The sequence below is a fragment of the Aliirhizobium smilacinae genome (assembly GCF_006335145.1).
In the GTDB taxonomy this organism is placed as follows: domain Bacteria; phylum Pseudomonadota; class Alphaproteobacteria; order Rhizobiales; family Rhizobiaceae; genus Neorhizobium; species Neorhizobium smilacinae.
On sequence record NZ_VDMN01000002.1, the window covers coordinates 388,019 to 412,262 of the forward strand.

21 protein-coding genes are annotated in these 24,244 nt (G+C 59.9%); 18 read left to right on the plus strand and 3 right to left on the minus strand.

Features of this window, described 5'->3' with window-relative positions; all coding sequences use genetic code 11:
• Positions 1-4: 4 nt before the first annotated feature.
• Complete coding sequence (locus FHP24_RS12610; protein ID WP_139676544.1) at positions 5-985, plus strand: TRAP transporter substrate-binding protein; 981 nt, start codon at positions 5-7, stop codon at positions 983-985.
• A gap of 55 nt (positions 986-1,040) precedes the next feature.
• Positions 1,041-1,577 carry a winged helix DNA-binding protein gene (locus FHP24_RS12615; RefSeq protein WP_139676545.1) on the plus strand — a complete coding sequence of 179 codons (537 nt, stop codon included), beginning with the start codon at positions 1,041-1,043 and terminating at the stop codon, positions 1,575-1,577.
• Positions 1,578-1,696: 119 nt separating this feature from the next.
• Here the strand turns inward: FHP24_RS12615 and FHP24_RS12620 are convergent, their stop codons facing one another.
• Both FHP24_RS12620 and FHP24_RS12625 read right to left on the minus strand, forming a co-directional pair.
• Positions 1,697-2,233: a DUF992 domain-containing protein gene (locus FHP24_RS12620; RefSeq protein WP_139676546.1), complete on the minus strand. Its 537-nt coding sequence runs from the start codon at positions 2,231-2,233 to the stop codon at positions 1,697-1,699.
• A 196-nt stretch (positions 2,234-2,429) separates the two neighbouring features.
• Positions 2,430-3,473, minus strand: a complete 1,044-nt coding sequence (locus FHP24_RS12625; protein WP_139676547.1) for a LacI family DNA-binding transcriptional regulator — start codon at positions 3,471-3,473, stop codon at positions 2,430-2,432.
• Between the two features lie 275 nt (positions 3,474-3,748).
• Here FHP24_RS12625 and FHP24_RS12630 point away from each other — a divergent pair, with 275 nt between their 5' ends.
• The 9 genes from FHP24_RS12630 (at position 3,749) to FHP24_RS12670 (ending at position 13,768) form a co-directional block, all read left to right on the plus strand.
• Positions 3,749-4,930 (plus strand): glycoside hydrolase family 88 protein, encoded by a 1,182-nt coding sequence (locus tag FHP24_RS12630; protein WP_139676548.1) that lies wholly within the window; start codon positions 3,749-3,751, stop codon positions 4,928-4,930.
• Between the two features lie 5 nt (positions 4,931-4,935).
• A complete protein-coding gene (locus FHP24_RS12635; RefSeq protein ID WP_139676549.1) occupies positions 4,936-6,684 on the plus strand; it encodes a DUF2264 domain-containing protein in 1,749 nt (582 codons plus the stop codon).
• A 30-nt stretch (positions 6,685-6,714) separates the two neighbouring features.
• Complete coding sequence (locus FHP24_RS12640; RefSeq protein WP_139676550.1) at positions 6,715-8,010, plus strand: ABC transporter substrate-binding protein; 1,296 nt, start codon at positions 6,715-6,717, stop codon at positions 8,008-8,010.
• A gap of 126 nt (positions 8,011-8,136) precedes the next feature.
• Entirely contained in the window at positions 8,137-9,024 is an 888-nt protein-coding gene (locus tag FHP24_RS12645; protein ID WP_139676551.1) for a carbohydrate ABC transporter permease, read from the plus strand.
• Positions 9,021-9,944: a carbohydrate ABC transporter permease gene (locus FHP24_RS12650; RefSeq protein WP_139676552.1), complete on the plus strand. Its 924-nt coding sequence runs from the start codon at positions 9,021-9,023 to the stop codon at positions 9,942-9,944. The genes FHP24_RS12645 and FHP24_RS12650 overlap by 4 nt, the downstream gene beginning before the upstream one ends.
• 16 nt (positions 9,945-9,960) lie before the next feature.
• A complete protein-coding gene (locus FHP24_RS12655) occupies positions 9,961-11,124 on the plus strand; it encodes an ABC transporter ATP-binding protein (protein WP_139676553.1) in 1,164 nt (387 codons plus the stop codon).
• 187 nt (positions 11,125-11,311) lie between these two features.
• The gene (locus tag FHP24_RS12660) at positions 11,312-12,364 is read left to right on the plus strand and encodes a LacI family DNA-binding transcriptional regulator (RefSeq protein ID WP_394344616.1); all 1,053 of its coding nucleotides are present in this window, start codon (positions 11,312-11,314) and stop codon (positions 12,362-12,364) included.
• A 116-nt stretch (positions 12,365-12,480) separates the two neighbouring features.
• On the plus strand, positions 12,481-13,248 hold the full coding sequence (locus tag FHP24_RS12665; RefSeq protein WP_139676554.1) for an SDR family oxidoreductase: 768 nt from the start codon (positions 12,481-12,483) through the stop codon (positions 13,246-13,248).
• Complete coding sequence (locus FHP24_RS12670; RefSeq protein WP_139676555.1) at positions 13,217-13,768, plus strand: gluconokinase; 552 nt, start codon at positions 13,217-13,219, stop codon at positions 13,766-13,768. Before FHP24_RS12665 ends, FHP24_RS12670 begins: the two co-directional genes overlap by 32 nt.
• A 61-nt stretch (positions 13,769-13,829) precedes the next feature.
• Here FHP24_RS12670 and FHP24_RS12675 read toward each other — a convergent pair whose 3' ends face one another.
• Positions 13,830-14,474: a GntR family transcriptional regulator gene (locus tag FHP24_RS12675; RefSeq protein ID WP_139676959.1), complete on the minus strand. Its 645-nt coding sequence runs from the start codon at positions 14,472-14,474 to the stop codon at positions 13,830-13,832.
• Between the two features lie 333 nt (positions 14,475-14,807).
• Between FHP24_RS12675 and FHP24_RS12680 the strand changes: the two genes are divergently transcribed.
• From FHP24_RS12680 to FHP24_RS12710, 7 genes are all read left to right on the plus strand, one after another.
• A complete protein-coding gene (locus FHP24_RS12680) occupies positions 14,808-15,575 on the plus strand; it encodes a LamB/YcsF family protein (RefSeq protein ID WP_180355985.1) in 768 nt (255 codons plus the stop codon).
• 45 nt (positions 15,576-15,620) lie between these two features.
• Positions 15,621-17,213: a 5-oxoprolinase subunit PxpB gene (gene pxpB, locus FHP24_RS12685; RefSeq protein WP_139676556.1), complete on the plus strand. Its 1,593-nt coding sequence runs from the start codon at positions 15,621-15,623 to the stop codon at positions 17,211-17,213.
• Positions 17,210-18,976 (plus strand): acetyl/propionyl/methylcrotonyl-CoA carboxylase subunit alpha, encoded by a 1,767-nt coding sequence (locus FHP24_RS12690; protein WP_139676557.1) that lies wholly within the window; start codon positions 17,210-17,212, stop codon positions 18,974-18,976. Before pxpB ends, FHP24_RS12690 begins: the two co-directional genes overlap by 4 nt.
• The gene (locus FHP24_RS12695) at positions 18,973-20,790 is read left to right on the plus strand and encodes an ABC transporter ATP-binding protein (protein ID WP_139676558.1); all 1,818 of its coding nucleotides are present in this window, start codon (positions 18,973-18,975) and stop codon (positions 20,788-20,790) included. The genes FHP24_RS12690 and FHP24_RS12695 overlap by 4 nt, the downstream gene beginning before the upstream one ends.
• A gap of 58 nt (positions 20,791-20,848) precedes the next feature.
• Positions 20,849-22,384, plus strand: coding sequence for an ABC transporter substrate-binding protein (locus FHP24_RS12700; RefSeq protein WP_139676559.1), 1,536 nt, complete (start codon positions 20,849-20,851; stop codon positions 22,382-22,384).
• Between the two features lie 79 nt (positions 22,385-22,463).
• Positions 22,464-23,387, plus strand: coding sequence for an ABC transporter permease (locus tag FHP24_RS12705; protein WP_139676560.1), 924 nt, complete (start codon positions 22,464-22,466; stop codon positions 23,385-23,387).
• Between the two features lie 6 nt (positions 23,388-23,393).
• Positions 23,394-24,242 carry an ABC transporter permease gene (locus FHP24_RS12710; protein ID WP_139676561.1) on the plus strand — a complete coding sequence of 283 codons (849 nt, stop codon included), beginning with the start codon at positions 23,394-23,396 and terminating at the stop codon, positions 24,240-24,242.
• Positions 24,243-24,244: the final 2 nt, after the last annotated feature.

The window sequence follows — 24,244 nt, forward strand, 5'->3', positions numbered from 1 at the left end:
CACCATGAACGTCACTGCAAAATTTGCGCGCTGGGGTCTTGCTGCCGCCACGCTCCTTGCAACCACCGCTCCGTCATTCGCGGCCAATTGGGTTCTGCCATCCGCTTATCCGCCGGCGAACTACCATGTCGAGAATCTCAACCAGTTCGCCAAGGATATCGATACGGCGACCAAGGGTGAGCTGAAGATCACCGTTCACCCGAACGCCTCGCTGTTCAAGGCGCCGGACATCAAGCGTGCCGTCCAAACCGGCCAAGCGCAGGTCGGCGAAGTTCTGCTGTCGCTGCACGAAAACGAAAACCCGGTCTTTGGCCTCGACGTGGTCCCCTTTCTGGCAACCAGCTTCGAACAGTCGAAGAAGCTTTACGCCGCTTCGAAGCCGGCAATAGAGCAGGCACTGGACAAGCAGGGACTGAAACTTCTCTACACGACCCCATGGCCGCCGCAGGGCATCTTCACCAAGAAGGACGTCAGCTCGGTTGCCGACCTCAAGGGCCTGAAGTGGCGCGCCTATAATGTCGGTACCTCGCGCATCGCCGAAATCGTCGGCGCCCAGCCAGTCACCGTCCAGGCGGCCGAACTGCCGCAGGCGCTGGCAACAGGCGTTGTCGATGGACTCATGACCTCGTCGGCCACCGGCGTCGATAGCAAAATTTGGGAATCGCTGACCCACTACTACGATACCCAGGCCTGGATCCCGAAGAACGCCATCTTCGTCAACAAGGCCGCCTTCGCCGCTCTCGACCCGGCCACCCAGAAAGCGGTGACGGATGCAGCCGCCGCGGCCGAAGCCCGGGGCTGGGCACTCGCTGCCGAAAAGACCGCGTCCTACATGGATACGCTCAAGAAGAACGGCATGCAGGTGCTTGAGCCGAGCGCCGAACTGAAGAGCGGCCTCGCAGAGGTCGGTGCCAAGCTGACGGAAGACTGGTCGAAAAAGGCCGGTGCCGAAGGTCAGGCCATTCTCGACGCCTACAAGAAGTAATCGAACGGCGCCGCGGCGATCACGCCGTGGCGCTTTTCTTGAATAGGAGAGGAGCATGTCACAAGAAAAAGAGCCTTTGGCAGAACATAGCCTTGGTCCGATCGTGTCATCGGAACATCTGGCAAGCGGCGCATTGCCCGCTCTGTCCGAGATCGAATTCGGCCTTGTTATGCTCAATCACGCCTTCAGCCGCTGGATGGTTCGCTGCATGGCGGCGACCGGCGTGCCGGATCTGTCGCCGGTCGATATCCTCGTCCTGCACAATATCAACAGCCGCAACAAGCCGAAGACGCTTGCCGATATCGCCCTCGTATTGAACATCGAGGATACTCATGTCGTGACTTATGCGCTGAAAAAGCTCGAACGGCTGAAGCTGATCAAGTCCGGCCGACGCGGCAAGGAAAAGCTCGTCATGGTGACTGAGGCCGGTGCGGATGCGTGTGCCCGCTACAAGGCGACGCGTGAGAGCCTTCTGGTCAAGTCGGTCCTGTCGACCGAGGTTTCTACCGATAGCCTTTCACAGGTCGCAGCGAGGCTGCGCGCACTCTCTGGACATTATGACCAAGCCGCCCGCGCCGCGGCGTCGCTTTGAATTCGGCCAATTATCGGAGGATTTGCCTACGTCAGGCAAAGCTGCTGTCACAGTAACTTCTGCTGCGGAATAGATTTCGGCCTGCCTCGCCAAATTAACGAGGCAGGCCACTTTATGGCTTACATATCAGCCGGAGACAGCGTTACCGACGTACCCGTGGCGGCAACGTTAAGGCCGAGCTGGCCTGTCACGCTGACCGTCTGGAGATGGATCGAACCGGAGGTACCGCCAACCAGAATGTTGGCGCCAATGCCGGCTCCAACCGTGGCTTCCGCGGTCGCGCCCTGATAGAGGCCGCCGAGCGAACCATGGTGATAACCTGCAGTCGGCGCGAACACCGCCCAGATCAGTCGGCTACGTGTCGTAAAGCCGAGATCGACGCCCATCTTGCGGACAACGCCAGTGTAACGATCAAGCGGCTCGCTGCCCATGGTCGACTTGAAGACGCAATCTGCTTCCTTGGCAGAACCCAGGACATAACCGACGCCGCCACCGATGGAGCAATCGAGATAGCCGATCCGAACACCGCCGCGCTGATCAGACTCCTGATAGGTCGGCACGGTATCGCGACGGCTGATGACGTCGGCTGCCGGAGCTGCCGTTGCAACAAATGCGACCGGAAGAGCGGCCAAAGCCGCGGCGATTGTCTTTTTCATCCCTGTACTCCTTATAATATTATGTTCATCCGTTCGGGTGCGGATGGTTCACAGCGTTGACTAACGCATGTGGCAGAAGAATGATCCAAAATTACGGGAACACGAATTATCTCGCTTTGCGGGTCAACGTGACCAGGCGTTTAAGCGCTCATCCGAGCGGCGTTGGCGCGACCGTTTATATGTATTCCGGTGCAGCCTAGATAGGCTTGACGGACGCGCGGGCAACCAGCGAGACGCCGATACCGACGCGGCGCGCCACGCGATCCGGCATTGCAGCCCGCTCGAGCAGAAGATCGACGGCCGTGCGGCCCACTTCCTGCCTGTCGATGCGGATCGAACTGAGTGGTGGCGTCGAATGGCTGCTGACCGGCAGATCATCGAAGCCGATGACCGAGATCTCGCCTGGGACCGAGAGACCTGCCGCTGTCGCGGCCTGTATGACCCCCAGTGCCAGCATATCGGCCGCGCAGACGAAGCCTGTGCAATCGAGCGTGCCTGCTGCCAGCCTCGCCTCCACCGCACGGCGCGCATCGAGGCTCATCAACGCCCGGCTCTGCGTGTCGATCAGATGAACCTCCGGATCGAAAGTGATGCCGAAATCCGACAGGGCATCGCGAAAGCCATCAAGCCGAAGCGCGAAGGATACGCGCCAAGGATGGGTTACATGCACGATCTTGCGGTGCCCCTGCTCCAGAAGGTGACGTGCGGCCAGCCAGCCGCCGAAGTGATAGTCGGGTGACACGCTCGGGATCCGCATGCGGCGGTCCGCACCGTTCACGATCACTGCCGGACAGCCGAGTTCGCTGATTGCATCCAGCATTTCCGGTGTGTCGATCCCGAGTACGATCAAGCTTTCAGGGCGCTGCTGTCCGAACCAGTTTTCCTGGGCGAGCAGCGTCGGGATTTCCACGGAGGGGAGAAGTTCCACATTGGTGGCAATACCGCGCCTTTCGGCCTCCTTGAGGATCGATTCGAGGATCTCGCCGTAAAACTGACCACTCACGACAAAGCGGTCAAAGGTGATGATCGTCGTGGCCGCAACGGTGTAGGCAGGCTCAGGCGGCAGTTGGCGCTTCTGATACCCGAGCCGGCGTGCCGTATCGATGATTTGTGCGGCAACGGTCTGGCTGACACCGCCGCGCCGATTGAGCGCCTTCGATACGGTCCCCACCGATACTCCGGCTGCGGCTGCAACATCGTGAAGGGTCGCCGTTGAAAGATACGAGTCTGGATCGCTCATCGTCTACTTTGTTTCTGCGGTCGTCACAGGCATCGACACATTGCGCGACAGAATGTCTATCACGAAAATTTTCGGGATAAAAGCTGCTCCCATCAAGTCGAAGTTTTCGTGAATTTTCCTAGTTTAATCAACACTCGTTGTCCATTTTCATTTTCGAAAACTAGCTAAGGATCATCTAGTGCGAATATTTTTCGCTGTAAGTGCGAAAGTTTTTCTTAATTGACAAAATTTTCGTTGATGCCAAACTCTTCGCCATAGTCAGCGAGGAAACCTGCATGCTCACCGCCACCCTTTCCCATTCCGCCCCAACACCTGCTCTGGCGACGCCACATAGCCGCCAGGCAGTTCTTGAGCGGGCTGTCGAGCGGGTCCGGTCTACATCGCGCATCTTCGGACTGCGCAACCCGCAGATCGGCAGCGCGGAAAAGGGTTGGGAATATTGCAACCCGTTCGATTGGGTCATCAGCTTTTATGCAGGCCAGCTTTGGCTTGCCTATCAGTTCAACGGCGAACCAGGACTGGCCAATCTTGCCCGTGCCCGCCAGGCCGATCTCAATCTGCTTCTCTCCAATCTTGCCGCGCAGGATCATGATCTGGGCTTCATCTTCTCGCTGAATTGCGTCGCGGATTGGAAGCTGACCGGGTCGCAGACGGCGCGGCAGATGGCATTGCGTGCGGCCGAAGCGCTGCGTGCCCGTTTCCGGCCAGCCGGCGGTTATATCCAGGCCTGGAACGCTCACGGAACGTCCGATACGGCGCGATCCAAATTTGTGGCCGGCCGCATCATTGCCGACACGATGCAAAACCTCGCGCTGCTTTACTGGGCGCATGAAGAAACGGGTACACCTGACTTCAAGACGATCGCCGACGCCCATGCGGAGACAACCCGCCGCCATCTGATCCGTGATGACGGCACGTCCTTCCACACATTCGTCTTCGACGCCACGACTGGTGCACCGCTGCGCGGTGAAACCCATCAGGGTTATGCACATGATTCCTGCTGGGCGCGTGGTCAGGCATGGCTTGTCCATGGTTTTGCCCAGTCCTTTCGCACGACCGGCAATCCCGCTTATCTCGATGCGGCACGGCAGGTGGCGGCGAAGGCCGAAGAGTTGATGGGCGATGACGCCGTTCCTCTTTGGGACTTCCGCCTGCCTGCCGATGCGCCGCAACATCTCGACAGCTCGGCCGGCGCCATTCTTTCGGCAGGGCTGTTCATTCTGGCTGACATGACCAGCGGAGACGAGAAAATCCGCTGGCGCGCCTTTGCCGAACGACTGCTCAATGGCTTGATCGAGACCTGCGACCTTACGCAGATTGAAGGGGCACAGGGACTGCTCGATTATGGCGCGGCCCATGTGCGGCGCGGCTCGGTGCGCAACATGCTGCCCTATGGCGACTACTATTTCATGGAAGCGCTGATGCGGTCGCTCGGCCATTCCCGTTTCTGCTGGTGAGATCGATGATGCACCCTCCCCTTCCAATCGATCCAGATGCTCCAATAAACCGGGATGCCGCCGCACGCCTTTTGTCCTGGCTTGTCGGCAATCACCTTGGCGCTTTCACGCAAGGCAATGCCGGGCTAAAGCTCGGATCGACTGTTGCGGCCTATGATGAAGGTGCTGCCCGTCTCGAAGGGCTTTCGCGCCTGCTATGGGGCGTGGTGCCTGCGCTGGCCGGCGGATGCCCGATGCCGGGAGTGGAAAGTATTGTTGAAGGGCTCGCCAACGGCACCGACCCGGCCCACCCGACCTATTGGGGCGAGGCCGGAGACATGGATCAGCGCCTGGTCGAGATGGCCGCAATCGCGGTCTTCCTGCGTGAGGCGCCCGATGTTCTGAACAGGCTGATGCCGCAGGCGGCGAAAGAGAACCTTTTCCGCTGGCTGTCAAAAATCCAGGACGTGCGTATCAATCCGAGCAACTGGCGCTTCTTTCGGATTCTGGTGATCGATGCACTCGCAACCACTGGCTGGCCGGTCGACCGCAATCGCCTCGCCGAAGAACTTGATTTCATCGACAGCCAGTATGTCGGCGACGGATGGTACAAGGACGGCGCCGAGGTCGGACGGTTCGACTACTACAATCCCTTCGCCTTTCATTTCTACGGCCTTCTTTATGCACGTTGGCACGCGGCCGACGATCCCGAACGCTCGGCGCGCTATATCGAACGGGCGCGAACGTTTGCCCTTTCCTACCGTCACTGGTTTGCAGAAGACGGCGCCGCAATCGCCTATGGCCGCTCGATGACCTATCGCTTCGGAACCGCCGGTTTCTGGGGCTTACTTGCCGAAGTCGACCATCCCGAATTGAGTGCCGGATCACTGCGTGGGCTCTGGTCACGCGCGATGCGCTGGTGGCTTGCGCAGCCGGTCTTTGATGCCGAAGGACAGCTGACGGTTGGCTACGGCTACCCCAATCTTTTGATGAGCGAGTTCTACAACAGCGCGCAGTCGCCGCTCTGGGCACTGAAGGCATTTGCGCCGTTGGCGTTGCCGGCTGACCATCCGTTCTGGAGCGCAGAAGAAGAAGCAGACGAACCAGCCGCAACCCATACCGTTGCCGTATCGCACCAGATCACCTGGCGCACCAACGGTATCGCCTATCTGGCCGCGGCCCCGCCGAAACATCGCGAGGTCCGGCATGTCTCCGATAAATACGCCAAATTCGCCTATTCCTCGCACCACGGCTTTTGCGTGGAATCGCTGGATTGGATCGCAAGCGGCTTTGCCGGCGACAACATTCTCGCTTTCAGTCGCGATGGTCTCAGCTGGGCATTTCGCACGAAGGTCGAAGAGGCCTTTCTCGAAGGTGGTGAACTGACGACGGTCTGGTCGCCCTTTGCCGGTTGCCGCGTGACCACCCGACAGCGCCCAAGCGAAGCGGGAGAGCTGCGCGAAAGCACGGTTGAAGCGGATTTTCCGCTCAAGGTTCTTGCAACGGGCCATTCCGCAGACCTCTGGATCACGCCGCGGTCCTTGCAGCAGGTGATCGAAGGAGACGAACTTCGCGACGACAAGCCGGCAGCCGAAGGCGCCACGCTGTTCAGCGATCTGCGCGATCTCGACGGAAAACTGCTGCGCCGCGTACTGCCAAGCGCGCCGAACACCAATCTTATCCACCCCCATTCCGCAGTGCCTGCCCTGCTCGGCTCCATACCCGCCGGCCGCAGTCTGCTGCGCACATACCTGACCGCCGGAGGGCGATCATAACAAGTTAAAGAGGATATTGAGGAGGAGACAATGTTCAAACGAAAGACACTGGCGGCGCTGACATTCACAGCGCTGGTTTCATTGACGTCCGCGGCCTTCGCGGAGGATACGTCAATCCGCTTCGCCTGGTGGGGCAACGAAGCACGTGCCGCAAACACGCTGAAGGTCATCAAGCTTTTCGAGGAAAAGAATCCGGGCATCACGGTGAAAGCCGAATATTCCGGCTATGACGGTTACCAGACACGCCTGAGCACGCAATTTGCCGGCGGCGCCGAGCCCGACATCATGCAGATGCTGCTGGCATGGCTGCCGATGTTCTCGAAGAATGGCGACGGCTTCGCGGATATCAACAAGTTCTCCAACCTGATCAATCTTGAGGAGTTCCCCAAGACCACGCTGGAGCAGGTGACGGTCGGCGGCAAGATACAGGGCGTGCCGATCGGCTCGACCGGCTTCCTGTTCCTCTACAACAAGGAGCCATGGCAGAAGGCCAAGATCGCCTATCCGAAAACCTGGGACGAACTGTTCGAAGCTGCAAAACTGATGCGCGAGCGCCTCGGTGACGAATATTACCCGCTTGATCCGACCACGCAGGGCAGCTTCCTCATTTCACTGTCCTGGGCGATGCAGAAATACAATGTCAATTTCATCGATCCCGACGAGCCCAAGGTTTCGATGAATGAAGAACAGGTCACCGACTGGCTGCGCTTCTTCAAGAGGCTCGAAAACGAGCATGCACTGGTCAGCATCAGAGCACGCGCCGCCATGGGTGGTGCCTCCAAGCCGACATCGCAGATGCCCGACTGGGTGGAAGGCAAATGGGGTGGCGTCTACTCCCAGGATTCGACGCTGACATCGCGCGCCGACACGCTGACAGGCGGTCTCGACCAGTTGGAAGTCGGCCCCTACATCATGCTGCCGGACGCCAAGACCGCCGGCACGATGAGCCGCACCGGCTTCGTCTATTCGATCAGTAAACACAGCAAGCAACCGGAAGCGGCGGCAAAGTTCATCAACTTCCTGACGACCGACCCGGAAGCCGCCCGTATCATCGGCACAGCACGTGCAATCCCTGCCTCGAAAACGCAGTGGGATGTTCTGACCAACGAAAATCTCATCCCGGCAATCCAGAAAATCGGTACGGGGCAGATCATGGAACTTGACGAGAAAGGCCTGGTGCCGCGCTTCTCGCTCTATTTCGAGCATCCTCTGATCTACAAGCTTCTGTTCAACACGTTCGAGGAACTGTCCTTCGACAAGACCACGCCGGAGGAAGCTGCACCGAAGCTGATCAAGGAAGCCAACCGGATATTGTCCCGCCTTTAGCGCGGCAGCGGTCTCCGGCCCGCAAGGGCCGGATCTGCCTGACTTTTCCGGAAGAGTGCAGCGGCTTTTGCCGGAGCACTCGCCCTTCCACACGGCCAGCTGCCGAACATTTCTCAGGTGATGCGGATGTATGAAAGCAAACGCCTAGGCTATCTTTTTGTGCTGCCCTTTATTCTGGGCATCCTCGCCTTCAATCTATTTCCTTTCGCGGCCTCGTTCGCGTTGAGCTTTACCGACTATCCGTTGATCGGATCGCCGACCTATATCGGGTTCGAAAACTACGAAAAAATGGTTTTCGACGATGATCTGTTCTGGAAGTCGCTGACGGTTACGGTGTCCTTCGCCCTGATCGTCGTTCCGGCACGACTGGCGGTCGCGCTTTTCATCGCGCAGGTGCTGAACTTCAAGCTGCGCGGCATCAACTTTTTCCGCGCCGCCTATTACCTGCCGACGATCCTCGGCGGTTCGATCGCCATCTCCGTCATGTGGAAGTTCCTCTTCCAGCAAAAGGGGCTGGTCAACATCATCCTCGACACCGTCGGCATCGATCCGATCCCGTGGCTGGCGAGCGAGCGTTATGCCGTCTGGACCATCGTGGCGCTCAACACGTGGCAATTCGGTGCGGCCATGGTGATCTTTCTCGCAGCCCTGCAGGGCGTGCCGAAATCGCTTTATGAAGCGGCGGAAATCGACGGCGCCTCGTTCTGGCAGCAGTTCCGCAATGTCACCCTGCCGATCATCACGCCGGTCATATTCTTCAACATGATCATGCAGATCGTCAACTGCTTCCAGGAGTTCAACGCTCCCTTCATGATCACCGAGGGCGGGCCGCTCTATTCCACCTATTTCATGGCCCTCTACATTTACGACGAAGCCTTCAAATATTTCAACATGGGCTACGCCAGTGCGCTGTCCTGGGTCCTGTTCTTCCTGATCGTTGGTATTGCAGGCGTCCTGTTCTGGTCCTCGAAATACTGGGTCTTCTATTCAGGCGAAAAGGAGAGAGCGCGATGAGCAGCGACACGGCCGTAAGCGTGATGCCGAAAACACGAATTCCGTCCAACGCGGAAGTGCTGCGCACGCAACGCAAGGAGCGGATCTCGCTTGCCTTGCGCTACCTCATACTGGGAGGCGTCGGCTTGCTGATGCTCTACCCGCTGTTCTGGTTGCTGGGCGCGTCGTTCAAGTCGAACCAGGAAATCTTCACCACGATCTGGTTCCTGCCGCGCGACCTCACCCGGCTGCTCGATTTCAGCGCCTATTACAACGGCTGGATGACGCGGACCGAATACACCTTCGCCACCTATTTCCTGAACTCGTTCCTGATCGTTATCCCGCGGGTCATCGTCACGCTGATCTCGTGCACGCTGGTGGCCTATTCCTTCGCCCGGTTTGAATATCCCGGCCGCAAATTCCTGTTCTCGATCATGATTGGCACCATGCTCCTGCCGCCGATCGTATTGCGCGTGCCGCAATATCTGATGTTCAAGGAACTGGGGATGATCGACAGCTACTGGCCGTTGATCCTGCCTTCGGCCTTTGCCGTCGATACTTTCTTCACCTTCCTCGTTGTCCAGTTCCTGCGCGGCACACCGCGCGACATGGAAGAGGCCGCGATCATCGACGGCTGCAACGCGCTGCAGCTCCTGTGGCACATTGTCGTACCGCTCCTGAAACCGGCGCTGATTTCCGTCGCGCTTTTCCAGTTCATCTGGACGATGAACGACTTCATCGGGCCGCTGATCTACATCTCGACCGTCGAGAAATACCCCGTGTCGCTGGCGCTCAAGATGAGCATGGACGTCAGCGGCGAGGTCGAGTGGGCCAATATCATCGCAATTTCCATCGTAGCCCTGCTGCCGTCACTGACCGTGTTCTTCCTGGCGCAGCGCTATTTCATCGAGGGCGCGACCTCGAGCGGCATCAAGGGTTGAGGAAAAGGAGCCAATCATGGCTAGCGTTAATCTCGAAAAGATCGTCAAGACATATCCCAACGGTTTCGAGGCGGTGCATGGCGTCGACCTTGAAGTGCGCGACGGCGAGTTCATGGTCTTCGTCGGCCCTTCCGGCTGCTCGAAAAGCACCATCCTGCGCATGATCGCCGGACTGGAATCGATCTCCGGCGGGGAACTGAAAATCGGCGATACGGTCGTCAACAACCTTCGCGCCAAAGAACGTGGGATCGCCATGGTGTTCCAGAACTATGCGCTTTATCCGCATATGAAAGTCTATGACAACATGGCCTTCGGCCTGAAACTGGCCGGTCTTCCCAAGCAGGAGATCCACGAGCGGGTCACGCAGGCGGCCAAAATGCTGGAAATGGAGCACCTGCTCGACCGCCTGCCGCGCCAACTCTCCGGCGGACAGGCGCAGCGTGTTGCCGTTGGTCGCTGCATCGTCAAGCGGCCGGAAGTGTTCCTCTTCGACGAACCGCTGTCCAACCTCGACGCCAAGCTGCGCGCCTCGATGCGCGTGCGCCTGACGGAACTGCACCGCGAGTTGCGCGACCGCGGACAGCCTTCGACCGCAATTTACGTCACCCATGACCAGGTCGAGGCCATGACCATGGGCGAGCGCATCTGCGTGCTGAAGGACGGCACCATCCAGCAGGTGGACACGCCAACGACGCTTTATGACCGTCCGGTCAATGCCTTCGTCGCCGGGTTCATCGGTTCGCCCGAAATGAACATCCGTCCGGCAACGCTGGTGGCACGCGATGGAGGGCTGGGCGTCGAGATCGGCGACACGATGTTGCCGCTTCCCGCTGCATTTTCTGATGCCCTGCGCAACAGGATCGGCCAGAAGGTGCAGTTCGGCATCCGCCCGGAGCATATCGGCACGCCTCGGAGCATACTCGCCTCTGGATCGCAGGAGCGCGCCGCCATAGCCAACTGCCTTTTCCGCCTGCGCGAGCATATGGGCAACGAGGTCTATACCCATTTCGAGCTCGGCGGCCACGATTTCGCCGCCCGCATCCCGACGGATTTTGCCGGCGATATCGACGCGGCAGAGCGTGGCCAGACAATCCAGCTCGGCTTCGTCATGGACAAGGTCCATATCTTCGACGCAGACACGGGGCTCAATCTCACCCTCGGAGCCTCACAGCTGATGTAGAAAACAGAGTCAGCAAACACGATGTTGGCTCCAGTCTTGTGAGATTCAGGCGGCATTCCGGTTCGTAACACCGACCCTTTGCGCCGCCTGAACTCGATAATGGTCTTAAAGGCACTCATCGAACCAAGTGTTTGGACATGTCTACCTTGACGCGCACCGATAAGCGCGGTTTCAGTCGGATCATCCCGTGACAGGAGAAGAGATGCCGACCGAGCAGGAGCAACGGCCCACCGAAACCAACAGCAATCCTCCAACCATGGCGGATGTCGGACGGATTGCCGGTGTTTCGGCCATGACGGTGTCGCGGGCGCTGAAGGGCAAATCCTATATCGCCAAGGATACGCTGGAACGCATTCTGGCAGCGGTCGATCAACTCGGATATGTCCTCGACCAGTCGGCCGGCAGCCTTTCGTCCCGCCGCAGCGGCTTCATCGCCGCCATCGTGCCTTCGATCGACAACTCGAACTTCGCCGATACCGCCCGCGGCATCACCGACACGCTGGCGCAGACCAGCATGCAGCTGTTGCTCGGCTATACGAACTATTCGGTCGAGCGTGAGGAGGAGCTGATCGAGTCCATGCTCCGGCGACGGCCGGAAGGTATCATCCTGACCGGTGGCAAACATACGTCGAAGGCAAGGGCGATGCTTTTCAATTCCGGCATCCCGGTGATCGAGACCTGGGATGTACCGGAAAATCCTGTCGATGCCGTTGTCGGCTTTTCCAACACGGATGCGATGGAAGCATTGGTCGACAGCCTCGTTGCTCAGGGATATTCGCGCTTTGGCTTCATAACCGGATCAGAGGCTTCGGATACCCGTGGCCATCAGCGCCATATCGGTTTCGACCGCGCATTGTCGCGGCACGGCCTGACCAGTGACCGCGTGGTGGCCATCGAGGCCGTGCCGATCCGCATGTCGCATGGCGGAGAGGCCATTCGCGCGTTGCTCGAACGTTATCCGGACACCGATGTCGCCATCTGCGTTTCCGACCTTCCGGCCTTCGGCGCGATCATGGAATGCAAGAGAATGGGACTGGTCGTGCCGCGTGACATCGCCATCGCCGGCTTCGGCGATTACGAGATCGCCTCGATATCGGAGCCCGGCATCACCACCGTCAATGTCGACAGCTACGGGATCGGCGCGCAGGCAGCCGGGCAGATGATTGCCATGCTGGAAAACCGCGGCACTGCCGCGACCATAAGAACGAGCTATCATGTGCTGCATCGTGGCAGCACATGATCAGGACAATATCGCTCAAAATCCCACAAGTGCGGCATGTCTGTTTTTGATTGCCCGTGTTATCGATAACATCTATGTCAACGGTAAAGAACCTTATGAACCGGGAGGAATTTCCAATGTCGTTTCCGCTGTTCGATCTGACGGGCAAGACCGCGCTGATCACCGGCTCCAGCCAGGGCATCGGCCTGGCGCTCGCCCGTGGCCTTGTAGAGCATGGCGCAACCGTCATTCTCAACGGCCGCGATGAGACCAAACTGAATGCCGCGCGGGAACAGCTGACCGCCGATGGTTTCACTGCCCACGCCGTTGCCTTCGACGCCACGGACTACACATCCGTCGCGGCAGGCATCGACAGGATCGAGGCCGAGATCGGTCCGATCGATATCCTCATCAACAATGCCGGCATGCAGCATCGCTCGCCGCTCGAGGATTTTCCGATCGACAAGTGGCAGCAGCTTCTGACCACCAACATTTCCAGCGTCTTTTATGTCGGCCAGGCCGTTGCCCGCCACATGATCGCCCGGGGTCGCGGCAAGATCATCAACATCGCCTCGGTACAGAGCGAACTCGCCCGTCCGGGCATCGCGCCCTATACCGCCACCAAGGGCGCCGTCAAAAACCTCACCAAAGGCATGTCCACCGACTGGGCCAAGCACGGCCTGCAGGTCAACGCCATTGCACCCGGCTATTTCAAGACGCCGCTCAACCAGGCGCTGGTCGACAATCCCGAATTTTCGGCATGGCTGGAAAAGCGTACACCGGCCGCCCGCTGGGGCAATGTCGATGAACTGGTCGGCGCAGCCGTCTTCCTGTCCGGCAAGGGCTCCTCTTTCGTGAATGGACACACGCTTTATGTCGACGGCGGCATCACCATCAGCCTTTGAGGCCCACACCGTCCGGCGTCCCATCATCGTGATGGGCGTTGCCGGATGCGGCAAGAGTTCGGTTGGTGCACGCCTCGCCGAGGCGCTTGGCCTGCCCTATCAGGAGGGCGACGACCTCCACCCGCAAGCCAATATCGCCAAGATGTCGAAGGGCACACCGCTTACCGACGATGATCGCTGGCCCTGGCTTGACCGGATCGGCGAGATTCTGGCCGATCATGCATCGAGCGGTATCGTCCTGACATGCTCGTCGCTGAAGACGGTCTACCGTGACCGGCTGCGCGCGGCAGCCGGCGAAAAGCTTGCCTTTGTGTTTCTCGACGGCAGCAAGGCTCTACTGACCCGGCGCATGGGCGATCGCGAAGGCCATTTCATGCCAACCAGCCTTCTCGAAAGCCAGCTCGCAACCCTGGAGCGGCCGGATCAGGAAGCAGACGTCGTAGTCGTCGACATCGACAACACGCCGGAGACGATTAAAGATCTGGCGATCGACGGACTGCGCAGGCTCGTGGCCGGATAAGCCATGAAGGCGGCCGCAAGGGCGCCTTTTAGTGCGCCATCAGAACGACGAAGCCGCCAGTCTAGGTCGATGACGCCACGCGCGCATAGGCGCCGAGAATGAAGCGTTCGGCGCGCAGCAGATAAGCTTCCAGTTTTTCCGCCGCACTCGTCGAGCGCCCGGCCTCAAGCTCGATAAGTATCTCGCCGTTCTGGTCGATGAAAGGACCATGGAGAAACTCGGGATCGTGAAGCAGGCCGAAGACGAGGCGCAACTCCAGCGAGATATGTGCGTAGAAATTCGATAGACGCGGACTGTCCGCAAGTTCGACGATCGCCGAGTGGAAAGCGATGTCGGCGCTTCCGACGCCAAGCCAATCCTTCACCTCGCGGCAGCGGCGCGCATCATCGACCGCAGCCCGCATGCGCTGCGCTGCAGGATGCCGCGGATGCGCCTGCGCCAGCGCAGGGCATTCAATAAAGCGCCGCACACGATAGATATCGATGATCGTCGACATGCTCGGGGTGGAAACGAAGACGCCGCGATTGGCTTCGTAACGCAGCAGGCCTTCCTTGGTCAGGATGCGGAAAACTTCCCGCAGCGTGTTGCGCGAAACCTGCAACTCTTCGCAAAGTGCTATTTCTGAAAGATGACTCCCCGGCGTCAGCGTACCCGATATGACCTTTTCACGAATACTTCCAGCCACCGTCTCGGCCAGCGTTTGCACCGGTTCCGCTGCGCGCGATCCGGCGACGCTGCTGCTGCCACCGACAAGGTTCGAGTATCCCGTTTCATCACCTTGCGGTTTACGTGCAGCCAAACCTTACCCCTTCGCTTCGGACGAGCTTCATTTTTCGGTAATGCGCTTCCTTGCCGGCCACAAGCAAAATGAAGCGCAGCCGGAGGCAAAAGAGAACTTAATCGTGCAGAATTCAGCGCATGCATAAATGTTGAGCAATTGACCATTTGTAGGGCAATATATAAAAATTGTTCAACACTATAGACAGCATTGTTCGCCTTTGTTAGCGTTTAGTCAACTTGGCAGGGCGGACGTAATTTCATGCTGACGATCGATATCAACAGCGATTTGGGTGAGAGCTTCGGCGCGTGGGCAATGGGCGATGATTCGGCCATGCTCGATATCGTCAGCAGCGCCAATGTCGCCTGTGGTTTTCACGCCGGCGACCCGGCAGGCATTCTGAAGACGCTGCGCGCTGCCACTGAACGTGGCGTGACGATCGGCGCACATGTCGGCTACCGCGATCTCGTTGGCTTCGGCCGCCGCAACATGGACCCGACGAGTGCCGAGCTGATCGGCGACGTGATCTACCAGATCGGCGCATTGCAGGGCCTCGCCAAGGCTGCCGGCACCCGTGTCACCTATGTGAAGCCGCACGGTGCGCTCTACAACACGATCGCCGTCGATGCGCGACAGGGCAAGGATGTGATCGACGCGATCCTTACGATCGATCCGTCGCTGGTCCTGATGGCGCTGGCGGGCTCCCCGCTGGTCGAGCAGGCCCGCGCCGCCGGTCTGACCGTCGTTGCCGAAGCATTTGCCGACCGCGCCTACACGCCGGAAGGCAATCTCGTTTCCCGTCGGGAAAAGGGCTCGGTGCTGCATGATCCCGATCTGATTGCTGCCCGCATGGTGCGCATGGTCAAGGACGGTGTAATCGAGGCGATCGACGGCACGCTGACCAAGGTCGATGCCCAATCGATCTGCGTTCATGGCGACAGTCCGGGTGCTGTTGCCATGGCGAAACGCCTTCGCGAGGTTTTCGAGCAAACCGGCCTTGCCGTCCGCGCCTTTACACCGGCCGCTTGAACAATCATGCAATCCGCCGTGCCAACCATAAACCGAGACACGTCGATGCGCATCCTGCCGGTGCGTGGCGACTGCATTCTCGTGGAACTGGCCGATCTTGGCGAAGCGCTGGCGCTATTGGATGCGCTGAAAAACAATCCGGTCGGCGGAATGACCGAAATCATTCCTGCAGCACGCACACTTCTGATCTCGTTCGACCCCTATACCGTGTCCGAGGATGCGCTGGTGGACGCCGTTACCGCACTGGCCGGCGGCGAGCGCAGGGCGGCAACTGGCACCCTCGTGGAAATCCCGGTTCGTTATGACGGCGAGGATCTGGCCGAGGTCGCCGGCATTCTCGGGATAAGCGTGGAAGACGTCATTCGGCTGCATGGTGAAAGCGACTACGTTGCTGCATTTACCGGCTTTGCGCCGGGCTTTGCCTATCTTTCCGGTGGCGATCCGCGGCTGACGGTTCCCCGCCGCAAATCACCGCGCACGTTGGTTCCCGCCGGTGCCGTCGGTCTCGCCGGCGAATTCAGCGGCGTCTATCCCAAAACCAGCCCGGGCGGCTGGCAGTTGATCGGCACCACGCCGCTTGCGATGTTCGATATCGACCGCACGCCGGCCTCGCTGCTGCAGCCGGGCAGCCGGGTGAAATTTCGCGACATGGCGAAGGATGCTGCTTACGAGATCAAGGCTTCGAGCACGCTAGCGGCAAAGCCCGTTCAGGCGGATGTCACGTCGTCGATCGAGATCATCTCGCTGGGTCTGCCGGTTCTGTTTCAGGATCTCGGCCGTGCTGGTCAGGCCGGCCAGGGGATCAGCGTATCGGGCGCAGCGGACCGCGCGAGTTTCAAGGTCGCCAACCGTATCGTCGGCAACCCGGCAAACGCCACGGCGCTCGAGATCACACTCGGCGGCGTCAGTTTCCGTATGCACGGTCAGGGCGTCATGGCTCTGACAGGCGCGACGGCTGCAATCTCGATCATCAGCGTGAATGGCACGAAGATCTCGGCCCCGCACCACACGGCCGTCGCGCTCGATGACGGCGATGTGGTTTCGCTTGGCACGCCGGAAGCCGGCATGCGTTCCTATCTGGCACTGCGCGGCAGTTTTTATATTGCTCCGGTGCTCGGTAGCGCCGCCACCGATACGCTGGCTCAGATCGGCCCCGCCGCTCCTGTTGTCGGCGATGTCGTCACGATCCGTCCGGCAGCAGCCGATTCGCTGGTTGCAATGGAAGAACCGAGCTTTGCGATGCCGTCCGCGACAAAAACCGTGGTGCTCGACGTGGTGATGGGCCCGCGCACCGACTGGTTCACCGAAGCCGCCGTCGAAAACTTTCTCAATCAGGAATGGTCGGTCACGCCACAGTCGAGCCGCGTCGGCATCCGCCTTGCCGGCGAAGCACTCGAGCGCGCAAACCCCGGCGAGCTGCCGAGTGAGGCGACCGTGCGTGGCGCGCTGCAGGTTCCGGCCAGCGGCCAGCCCGTTCTGTTTCTTGCCGATCATCCACTGACCGGCGGTTATCCGGTCATTGCCAATGTCGCCGGCCATCATCTTGATCTGGCCGGCCAAATTCCCGTGGGCGCCAAAATACGCTTCAACGCGATCAGCCGCTTTTCGCCCCGTTTCATTGCAGGAAAATGCCCATGAAGAAGGTTCTGATAGCAAACCGCGGCGAGATCGCGGTGCGGATCATTCGGGCCTGCAAGGATTACGGCCTGACTTCTGTCGCCGTTTATGCCGATGCCGACGCTGACGCGCTGTTCGTGAGGCTAGCCGACGAGGCTTTTGCGCTGGATGGCGTGACCGCCAAGGACAGCTATCTCGATATCGAAAAGCTGATTGCCATTGCCAAGCGTTCAGGCGCCGATGCCGTGCATCCCGGTTACGGTTTTTTATCGGAGCGCAGCGAATTTGCTGAAGCCGTGATCGATGCCGGCCTCATCTGGATCGGTCCCGATCCGCAAGTCATCGAAGCACTCGGCGACAAGCTGCAGGCGCGTGCGATTGCCCAGAAGGTCGGCGCGCCGCTGGTGGCCGGTTCCGATAGCGCAATTTCCTCGCCTGCGGAAGCGCTGGCTTTCGCAAAGAAATTCGGCCTGCCGATCGCCATCAAGGCGGCGCATGGCGGCGGCGGACGAGGGTTGAAGATCGCCCGCGAGCTCGGCGAGGTCGAGGAACTTTTCTCATCGGCCACGCGTGAAGCAGTGGCCGCCTTTGGTCGCGGCGAATGTTATGTCGAACAGTTTCTCGACCGCCCGCGGCATATCGAGGCGCAGGTGCTGGCGGACCGTCTCGGCAATGTACTGGTGGTGGGGACCCGCGATTGCTCTTTGCAGCGTCGCAACCAGAAACTTGTCGAAGAAGCACCTGCGCCTTTCCTCTCCGATGAACAGCGCGAAAAAATCCATTCCGCCGCGCGCGACATCTGCACGGCTGCCGGTTACACCGGTGCGGGCACTGTGGAGTTTCTGCTCAGCGCCGATGGCGTGATCTCCTTCCTTGAGGTCAACACCCGACTGCAGGTGGAACATCCGGTAACGGAAGAGACGACCGGTCTCGATCTTGTCATCGAACAGTTCCGCATTGCGGAAGGGCAGCCGATCAGCGTGACGACGATGCCGGAACCACGCGGGCATGCCATCGAGTTCCGTATCAACATGGAAGATCCGGGCCGCGGCTTTCTGCCGTCTGCCGGCGAGATTTCCAAATTCACCGCGCCTTCGGGTCCCGGTGTGCGACTGGATTCCGGTGTCGCTTCCGGCTCGACCATTCCGCCGATGTTCGATTCCCTTTCGGCCAAGCTGATCGTCTGGGGCGCGACGCGTGAACAAGCGATTGCCCGTAGTCGCCGCGCGTTGAGCGAATTCGCCATAGATGGCGTGCCCTCTGTGTTGCCGTTCCATCGCGCCGTCATCGCCCATGACGATTTCGCCAAGGAATTTCGCGTCCACACACGCTGGATCGAAACCGACTTCGCCGAAACGCTGGAAGCCGCAAGCCGCCCTGCCCCGGCAGAAAGCACCGGTCTTCTGCGCGGCCATGTCGAGATCGATGGAAAGCGTGTCGAGATCGGCATTCCCGATACATTCCTGCGGCTGCTCGGCCCGCTTTCGGCGGCCTCGAACAGCAACAAAAAGAGCGAAGAGAACGATGTCGGTGCAGTCACAGCACCGGTGCCCGGCCTTCTCGTCCACTGGAATGTTTCCGACGGCGCTATTGTAGAAAAAGGTGACGTTCTGGCAATGATGGACGTGATGAAGATGGAGACAGCAGTCACCGCACCGGTTTCCGGCACCATCGCCATCCTTGCTGAGGCCGGTTCATCACAGACGGCAGGCGCCGTCATCGCCCGCATTACCAGCGGGACCACGTCAACCACTGAACAGGCCAAGCCGGAGACACGGACATGAGCGAAACCATCAAGCCGCTTCTGTCGGTCGAAAACCTGAGCGTCGAATTCGGCTCCAGCCGTGTGGTCGATGAACTTTCCTTTACCGTCGAGGCCGGCAAGACGGTGGCCGTCGTCGGAGAATCCGGTTCCGGCAAGTCGGTGACCTCGCTGTCGACCATGCGTCTTGCCGACATGATGGGCGCAAAATACGCAACCGGCCGCATCATGTTCAACGACCGCGACCTCCTGAAGGCCAGCCAGAAGGAGATGCGCTCGATCCGCGGCAAGGAGATCGCCATGATCTTCCAGGAGCCGATGACCTCACTCAACCCGGTATTCACCATCGGCGACCAGATCTGCGAAGTGCTGATGCTGCACGAAAAGCTCGGCAAGTCCGCTGCCATGGCTGAGGCCCAGCGACTGCTCGACATGGTGCGCCTTCCGGATTCAGCAGAACTTCTGCACCGCTTTCCGCACCAGCTGTCCGGCGGCATGCGCCAGCGCGTGATGATCGCCATGGCGCTTGCCTGCCGCCCAAAGCTGCTGATCGCCGACGAGCCGACCACAGCACTCGACGTCACCATTCAGGCGCAGATTTTGAACATCATGCGCGACCTGCAGAAGACGCTCGGCATGGGCATGGTGTTCATCACCCACGATATGGGCGTGGTTGCCGAAATGGCCGACCACGTCGTCGTCATGTGGAAGGGCAAAAAAGTCGAGGAAGGCCCGGTTCGCGAAATCTTCGCCAACCCGCAGCATCCCTACACCCGTACGCTTCTGTCCGCAGTGCCGAAACTCGGTAGCATGACCGGCGAAGAGTTTCCCAAGCGCATGCCGCTGACCGTTCTTCAGGATGGCGAGCCGGCGCTGGCCGGTGAAGAGCGCATTCAGGACACCGCCAAATACGACGAAAAACCGCTTCTGTCGGTCAAGGACCTGTTCGTCCGGTTCGACATCAAGAAGAACCTGTTTGGCAAGGCAACGCATCGCTGCAGTGCCGTGCAAAAGGTGAGCTTTGATATCCATCCCGGCGAAACTCTGGCTCTGGTGGGCGAATCCGGCTCCGGCAAGTCGACCATCGGCCGCACGATCCAGCAACTGCAATCCTCCATGGGCGGCGAGATCGCCTTTAACGGCCGCAGCTATTCGTCCATGTCCGCCGCCGAGCGGTTTCGCATGCGTCAGGAAGTGCAGTACATCTTTCAGGATCCCTTTGCGTCGCTCGACCCGCGCAAGACCGTCGGCTTCTCGATCGCCGAACCGATCAACACCCATGGCCTGATCAACGATAGCAAGGCAGTCAAACGCCGCGTCGATGAACTGCTGGAGCGGGTCGGCCTGCCGTCGAATGTCGCCTCACGTTACCCGCACGAGTTTTCCGGCGGCCAGCGCCAGCGTGTCTGTATCGCCCGCGCGCTCGCTTCCGATCCCAAGCTGATCATTGCCGACGAAGCGCTGTCGGCACTCGACGTCTCCATTCAGGCGCAGATCATCAACCTGTTCATGGACCTGCAGGCCGAGCGCGGCCTCGCCTATCTGTTCATCAGCCATGACATGGCCGTGGTCGAAAAGATGAGCCACCGCGTCGCGGTGCTTTATCTCGGCCAGATCATGGAAATGGGCTCACGCCAACAGGTGTTCGAAAACCCGAGCCACGATTACACCCGCCGCCTTCTCTCCGCCGTTCCGGTTGCCGATCCGACGGCACCGCGCAACACGGCGCTGATCGAAGGCGAAATCCCGAACCCCGTCCGTCGCGTCGGCGACGAGCCGGCCATCCTTTCCCACGAGGAAATCAATCCGGGCCATTTCATCGCCAAAAGCGCCTGAGGAAACCCGGATCACAAACCGCGACACAATCGCAAAGCATCTGAAGAGGAACAGGTAAATGACAACGTTCAAAAGGGGACTGGCGTCGGCCTTCGTGGCTTTCGCTCTCGCTGGAACAGCACTTTCCGCCGCTCCGGCTTTTGCCGCCGGCAAGATGACCATTTCCACCCCGCAGGATCCGGGCAGCTGGGATCCGGTCGATACGTTCCTCACCCAGTGGGCCGCCGTTTCCACCAACATCTTTGACGGCCTGACCTATCGCGGTCCCGACCTCAAGGTCGTTCCGGGTCTGGCTGAAAGCTGGGAAGAGCTGGACGAAGGCAAGCGCTTGCGCTTCAAGCTCCGTCAGGGCGTAAAATTCCATGACGGCGAAGATTTCAACGCCGCAGCGGTCAAGTTCACCTTCGAGCGCCTTCTCGGCGACCAGGGTGCCAAAGGTCCGCAGCGTTCCAACTACACCGCGATCGACAGCGTCGAGATCGTGGACGACTACACGGTCGACCTCAAGCTGAAGGCGCCGGACCCGGTCCTGCTGACAAAGCTTGCCGGTTACGGCGCGATGATCGTGCCGCCAAAATATATCGCCGAAAAGGGCGAGGACAATTTCAACACCAATCCGGTCGGCACCGGCGCGTTCAAATTCGTGTCCTACCAGCCGAAGGTGAACATCAAGCTGGAAGCCAACACTGACTATTGGGGCGGCGCACCGAAACTTTCGGAAGTCGAATACCGCTTCATCGCCGAGCCGGCGACCGCTGTTGCCGAACTGCAGGCAGGCCGCGTCGACCTCGTCATTCCGCCAACCATTCCGATCGGCATGATCCCGGTCATTGAAGGTGACAGCAAGCTCGAGATTGTCTCCGTTCCCGGCCCGACCGTGGATGCGCTGCGCTTCAACACGCGCGACGGCATTACCGCTGACGTGAACGTGCGCAAGGCGATCATCATGGCCGTTGATCGCGCCACCATCGTGCAGTCGATCCTCGCCGGTCAGGCTTCGGAAATCGTCAGCTTCCAGAGCGCCCTTTCCTTCGGTTACGACGCCGACCTCAAGGCCCTGCCCTACGACCCGGAAGGCGCAAAGAAGCTACTCGCCGCAGCTGGCGTCAAGGCTGGCACCACGCTGCAGATCGACATCCGCGGCAATGACGCAACGATGAACGAAGTCGCGCAGGTCATATCCAGCTATCTGTCGATGGTCGGCATCACCGCCACCATCAAGCCTTACGAAACCAACGTCATCACCAATGACATCATCCCGCAGGGCAAGACCGGCGCGATGTTCCAGCAGAAGTGGGGCGGCTGGACGTTCGACTTCGACAACACCGCTTACGCGATGTACCACTCGGGCGAAAAGTGGAACCCTTACGACAAGGACGAGAAGATGGACAAGCTGCTGGAATCGCAGCGTCCGCTGACCGACCGTGCCGAGCGCGAAAAGATCCTCAAGGAAGTCGGTGCTTACGCCGCCGAACGCGCGCTGGAACTGCCGCTCTACAACACCAACGCCATCTTCGGCATCAACAAGCGGGTCAAGGGCTTCATCGCTCCTCCGGACAACCGCCTGAAGCTCAACGAAGTGTCCGTCGACTGATAGACGACGCTTCATATTAAACGATACCTCGCCCGCATCCCCGCGGGCGAGGCTGGACTTCTCTTACAGGAACGAGAACTTGGCCGGTTTCCTCATCAAGCGATTGCTACAGGCGATTTTCGTCGTCATCGCCATCACGCTCGTCGTCTCTTTCGCCATTCGCCTGACCGGCGACCCCGCGCTCATGATGTTTCAGGGCGGCGGCAGCATGACGGAAGAAGATTTGCAGCGCATCCGTGTATCGCTCGGCACCGACCAGCCGTTCATCGTGCAATATCTCACCTTCCTCAAGGGCATGGTGACCTTCGATTTCGGCCGCAGCTTCAACGGCGGCACGTCCGTTTCGCTGCTGATCGGCGATGCGCTGCCGGCAACCTTGCTGCTCGCCTTCATCTCGATGTTCGTGTCGATCGCGCTGTCGATCCCGCTCGGCATCAAGGCTGCGACCTCGCGTGGTTCGGCCGCCGACCAGGCGATCCGCATCTTCTCGCTGATCGGCCTGTCCTTCCCGAATTTCTGGCTCGCCACCATGCTGGTGCTGCTGTTCGCCATCACGCTCGGCTGGCTGCCACCCAGCGGCATGGGCGGTTTTGCCAGCTATGTCATGCCGGCCATCACCATGGGCGTCATCCTGACCGCGACCAATGTTCGCCTCGTGCGCACCTCGATGCTGGAAACGCTGCAGTCGCAATACATCATGGTCGCCCGCGCCAAGGGCCTTTCGGAAAGCAAGGTTCTCTACAAGCATGCGCTGCGCAACTGCGCCATTCCGCTAATCACCTATTTCGGCCTGCAGTTCGGCGGCCTGCTTGGCGGCATCGTCGTCATCGAGCGCGTCTTCAACTGGCCGGGCATGGGCACGCTTGCATTCGATGCAGTGGCAGCCCGCGATTATCCGGTTCTTCAGGCCGTCATCACCGTTCTTTCGCTGATGATCGTCGGCATCAACCTTCTGGTCGACATCGCCTATGGCCTCGTCGATCCCCGCATCCGCACGGAGTAAACGACAATGGCAACCAGAACCTCCCGCCTGTCGCGCTTCGCGAGCCTCGAATTCATCCTCGGCACCGTGCTGACCGTCGTCATCTGCCTGGCCGTGCTGTTCTCCGACGTTCTGTTTCCGGGCGGCGCTGAAAAGATCAATTTGATGGCGCGTCTCGCCAAGCCGTTCACCAACCCGGCCTTCCCGTTCGGGACCGATCCGCTCGGCCGTGACGTCTTGGCGCGTGTTGTCGCGGGTGGAAAAATCTCGCTTCTGGTCGGTTTCACCTCGGTCATCGGCGCTGTCATCTTCGGTGTGCTGATGGGCCTGATCGCCGGGTATTATCGCGGCTTCTGGGATATGCTGGTTATGCGTTTTGCCGACCTGCAGCTCGCCATGCCCTTTATCCTGCTCGCCATCACCTTCATCGCCATCGTCGGCGGCAGCCTCACCAACACGATCATCCTCCTGATCGTGTCGCAATGGGTGCAATATGCCCGCCTCGTGCGCGGCTCGGTGCTGACGCTGCGCGAGCGCGAGTTCATTCTTTCGGCGCGTGCGATCGGCGTAAAAGACTGGCGCATCATCTTCCAGCATCTGCTGCCGAACCTGATCGGGCCGGTGATCGTGCTGATGACGCTCAACGTCGCCAACAACATCCTCTTGGAAAGCAGCCTGACCTTCCTCGGCCTCGGCGTCGATCCGACCATTCCGAGCTGGGGCGGCATGCTGGCCGATGGCCGCACCTATCTGCAGACCGCGTGGTGGGTCAGCGTTTTCCCGGGCCTCGCCATTCTCCTGACCGTGCTCGGCCTCAACCTGCTCGGCGACTGGCTGCGCGACAGCCTCGACCCGACCGGCCGCACCTCCAGATAATC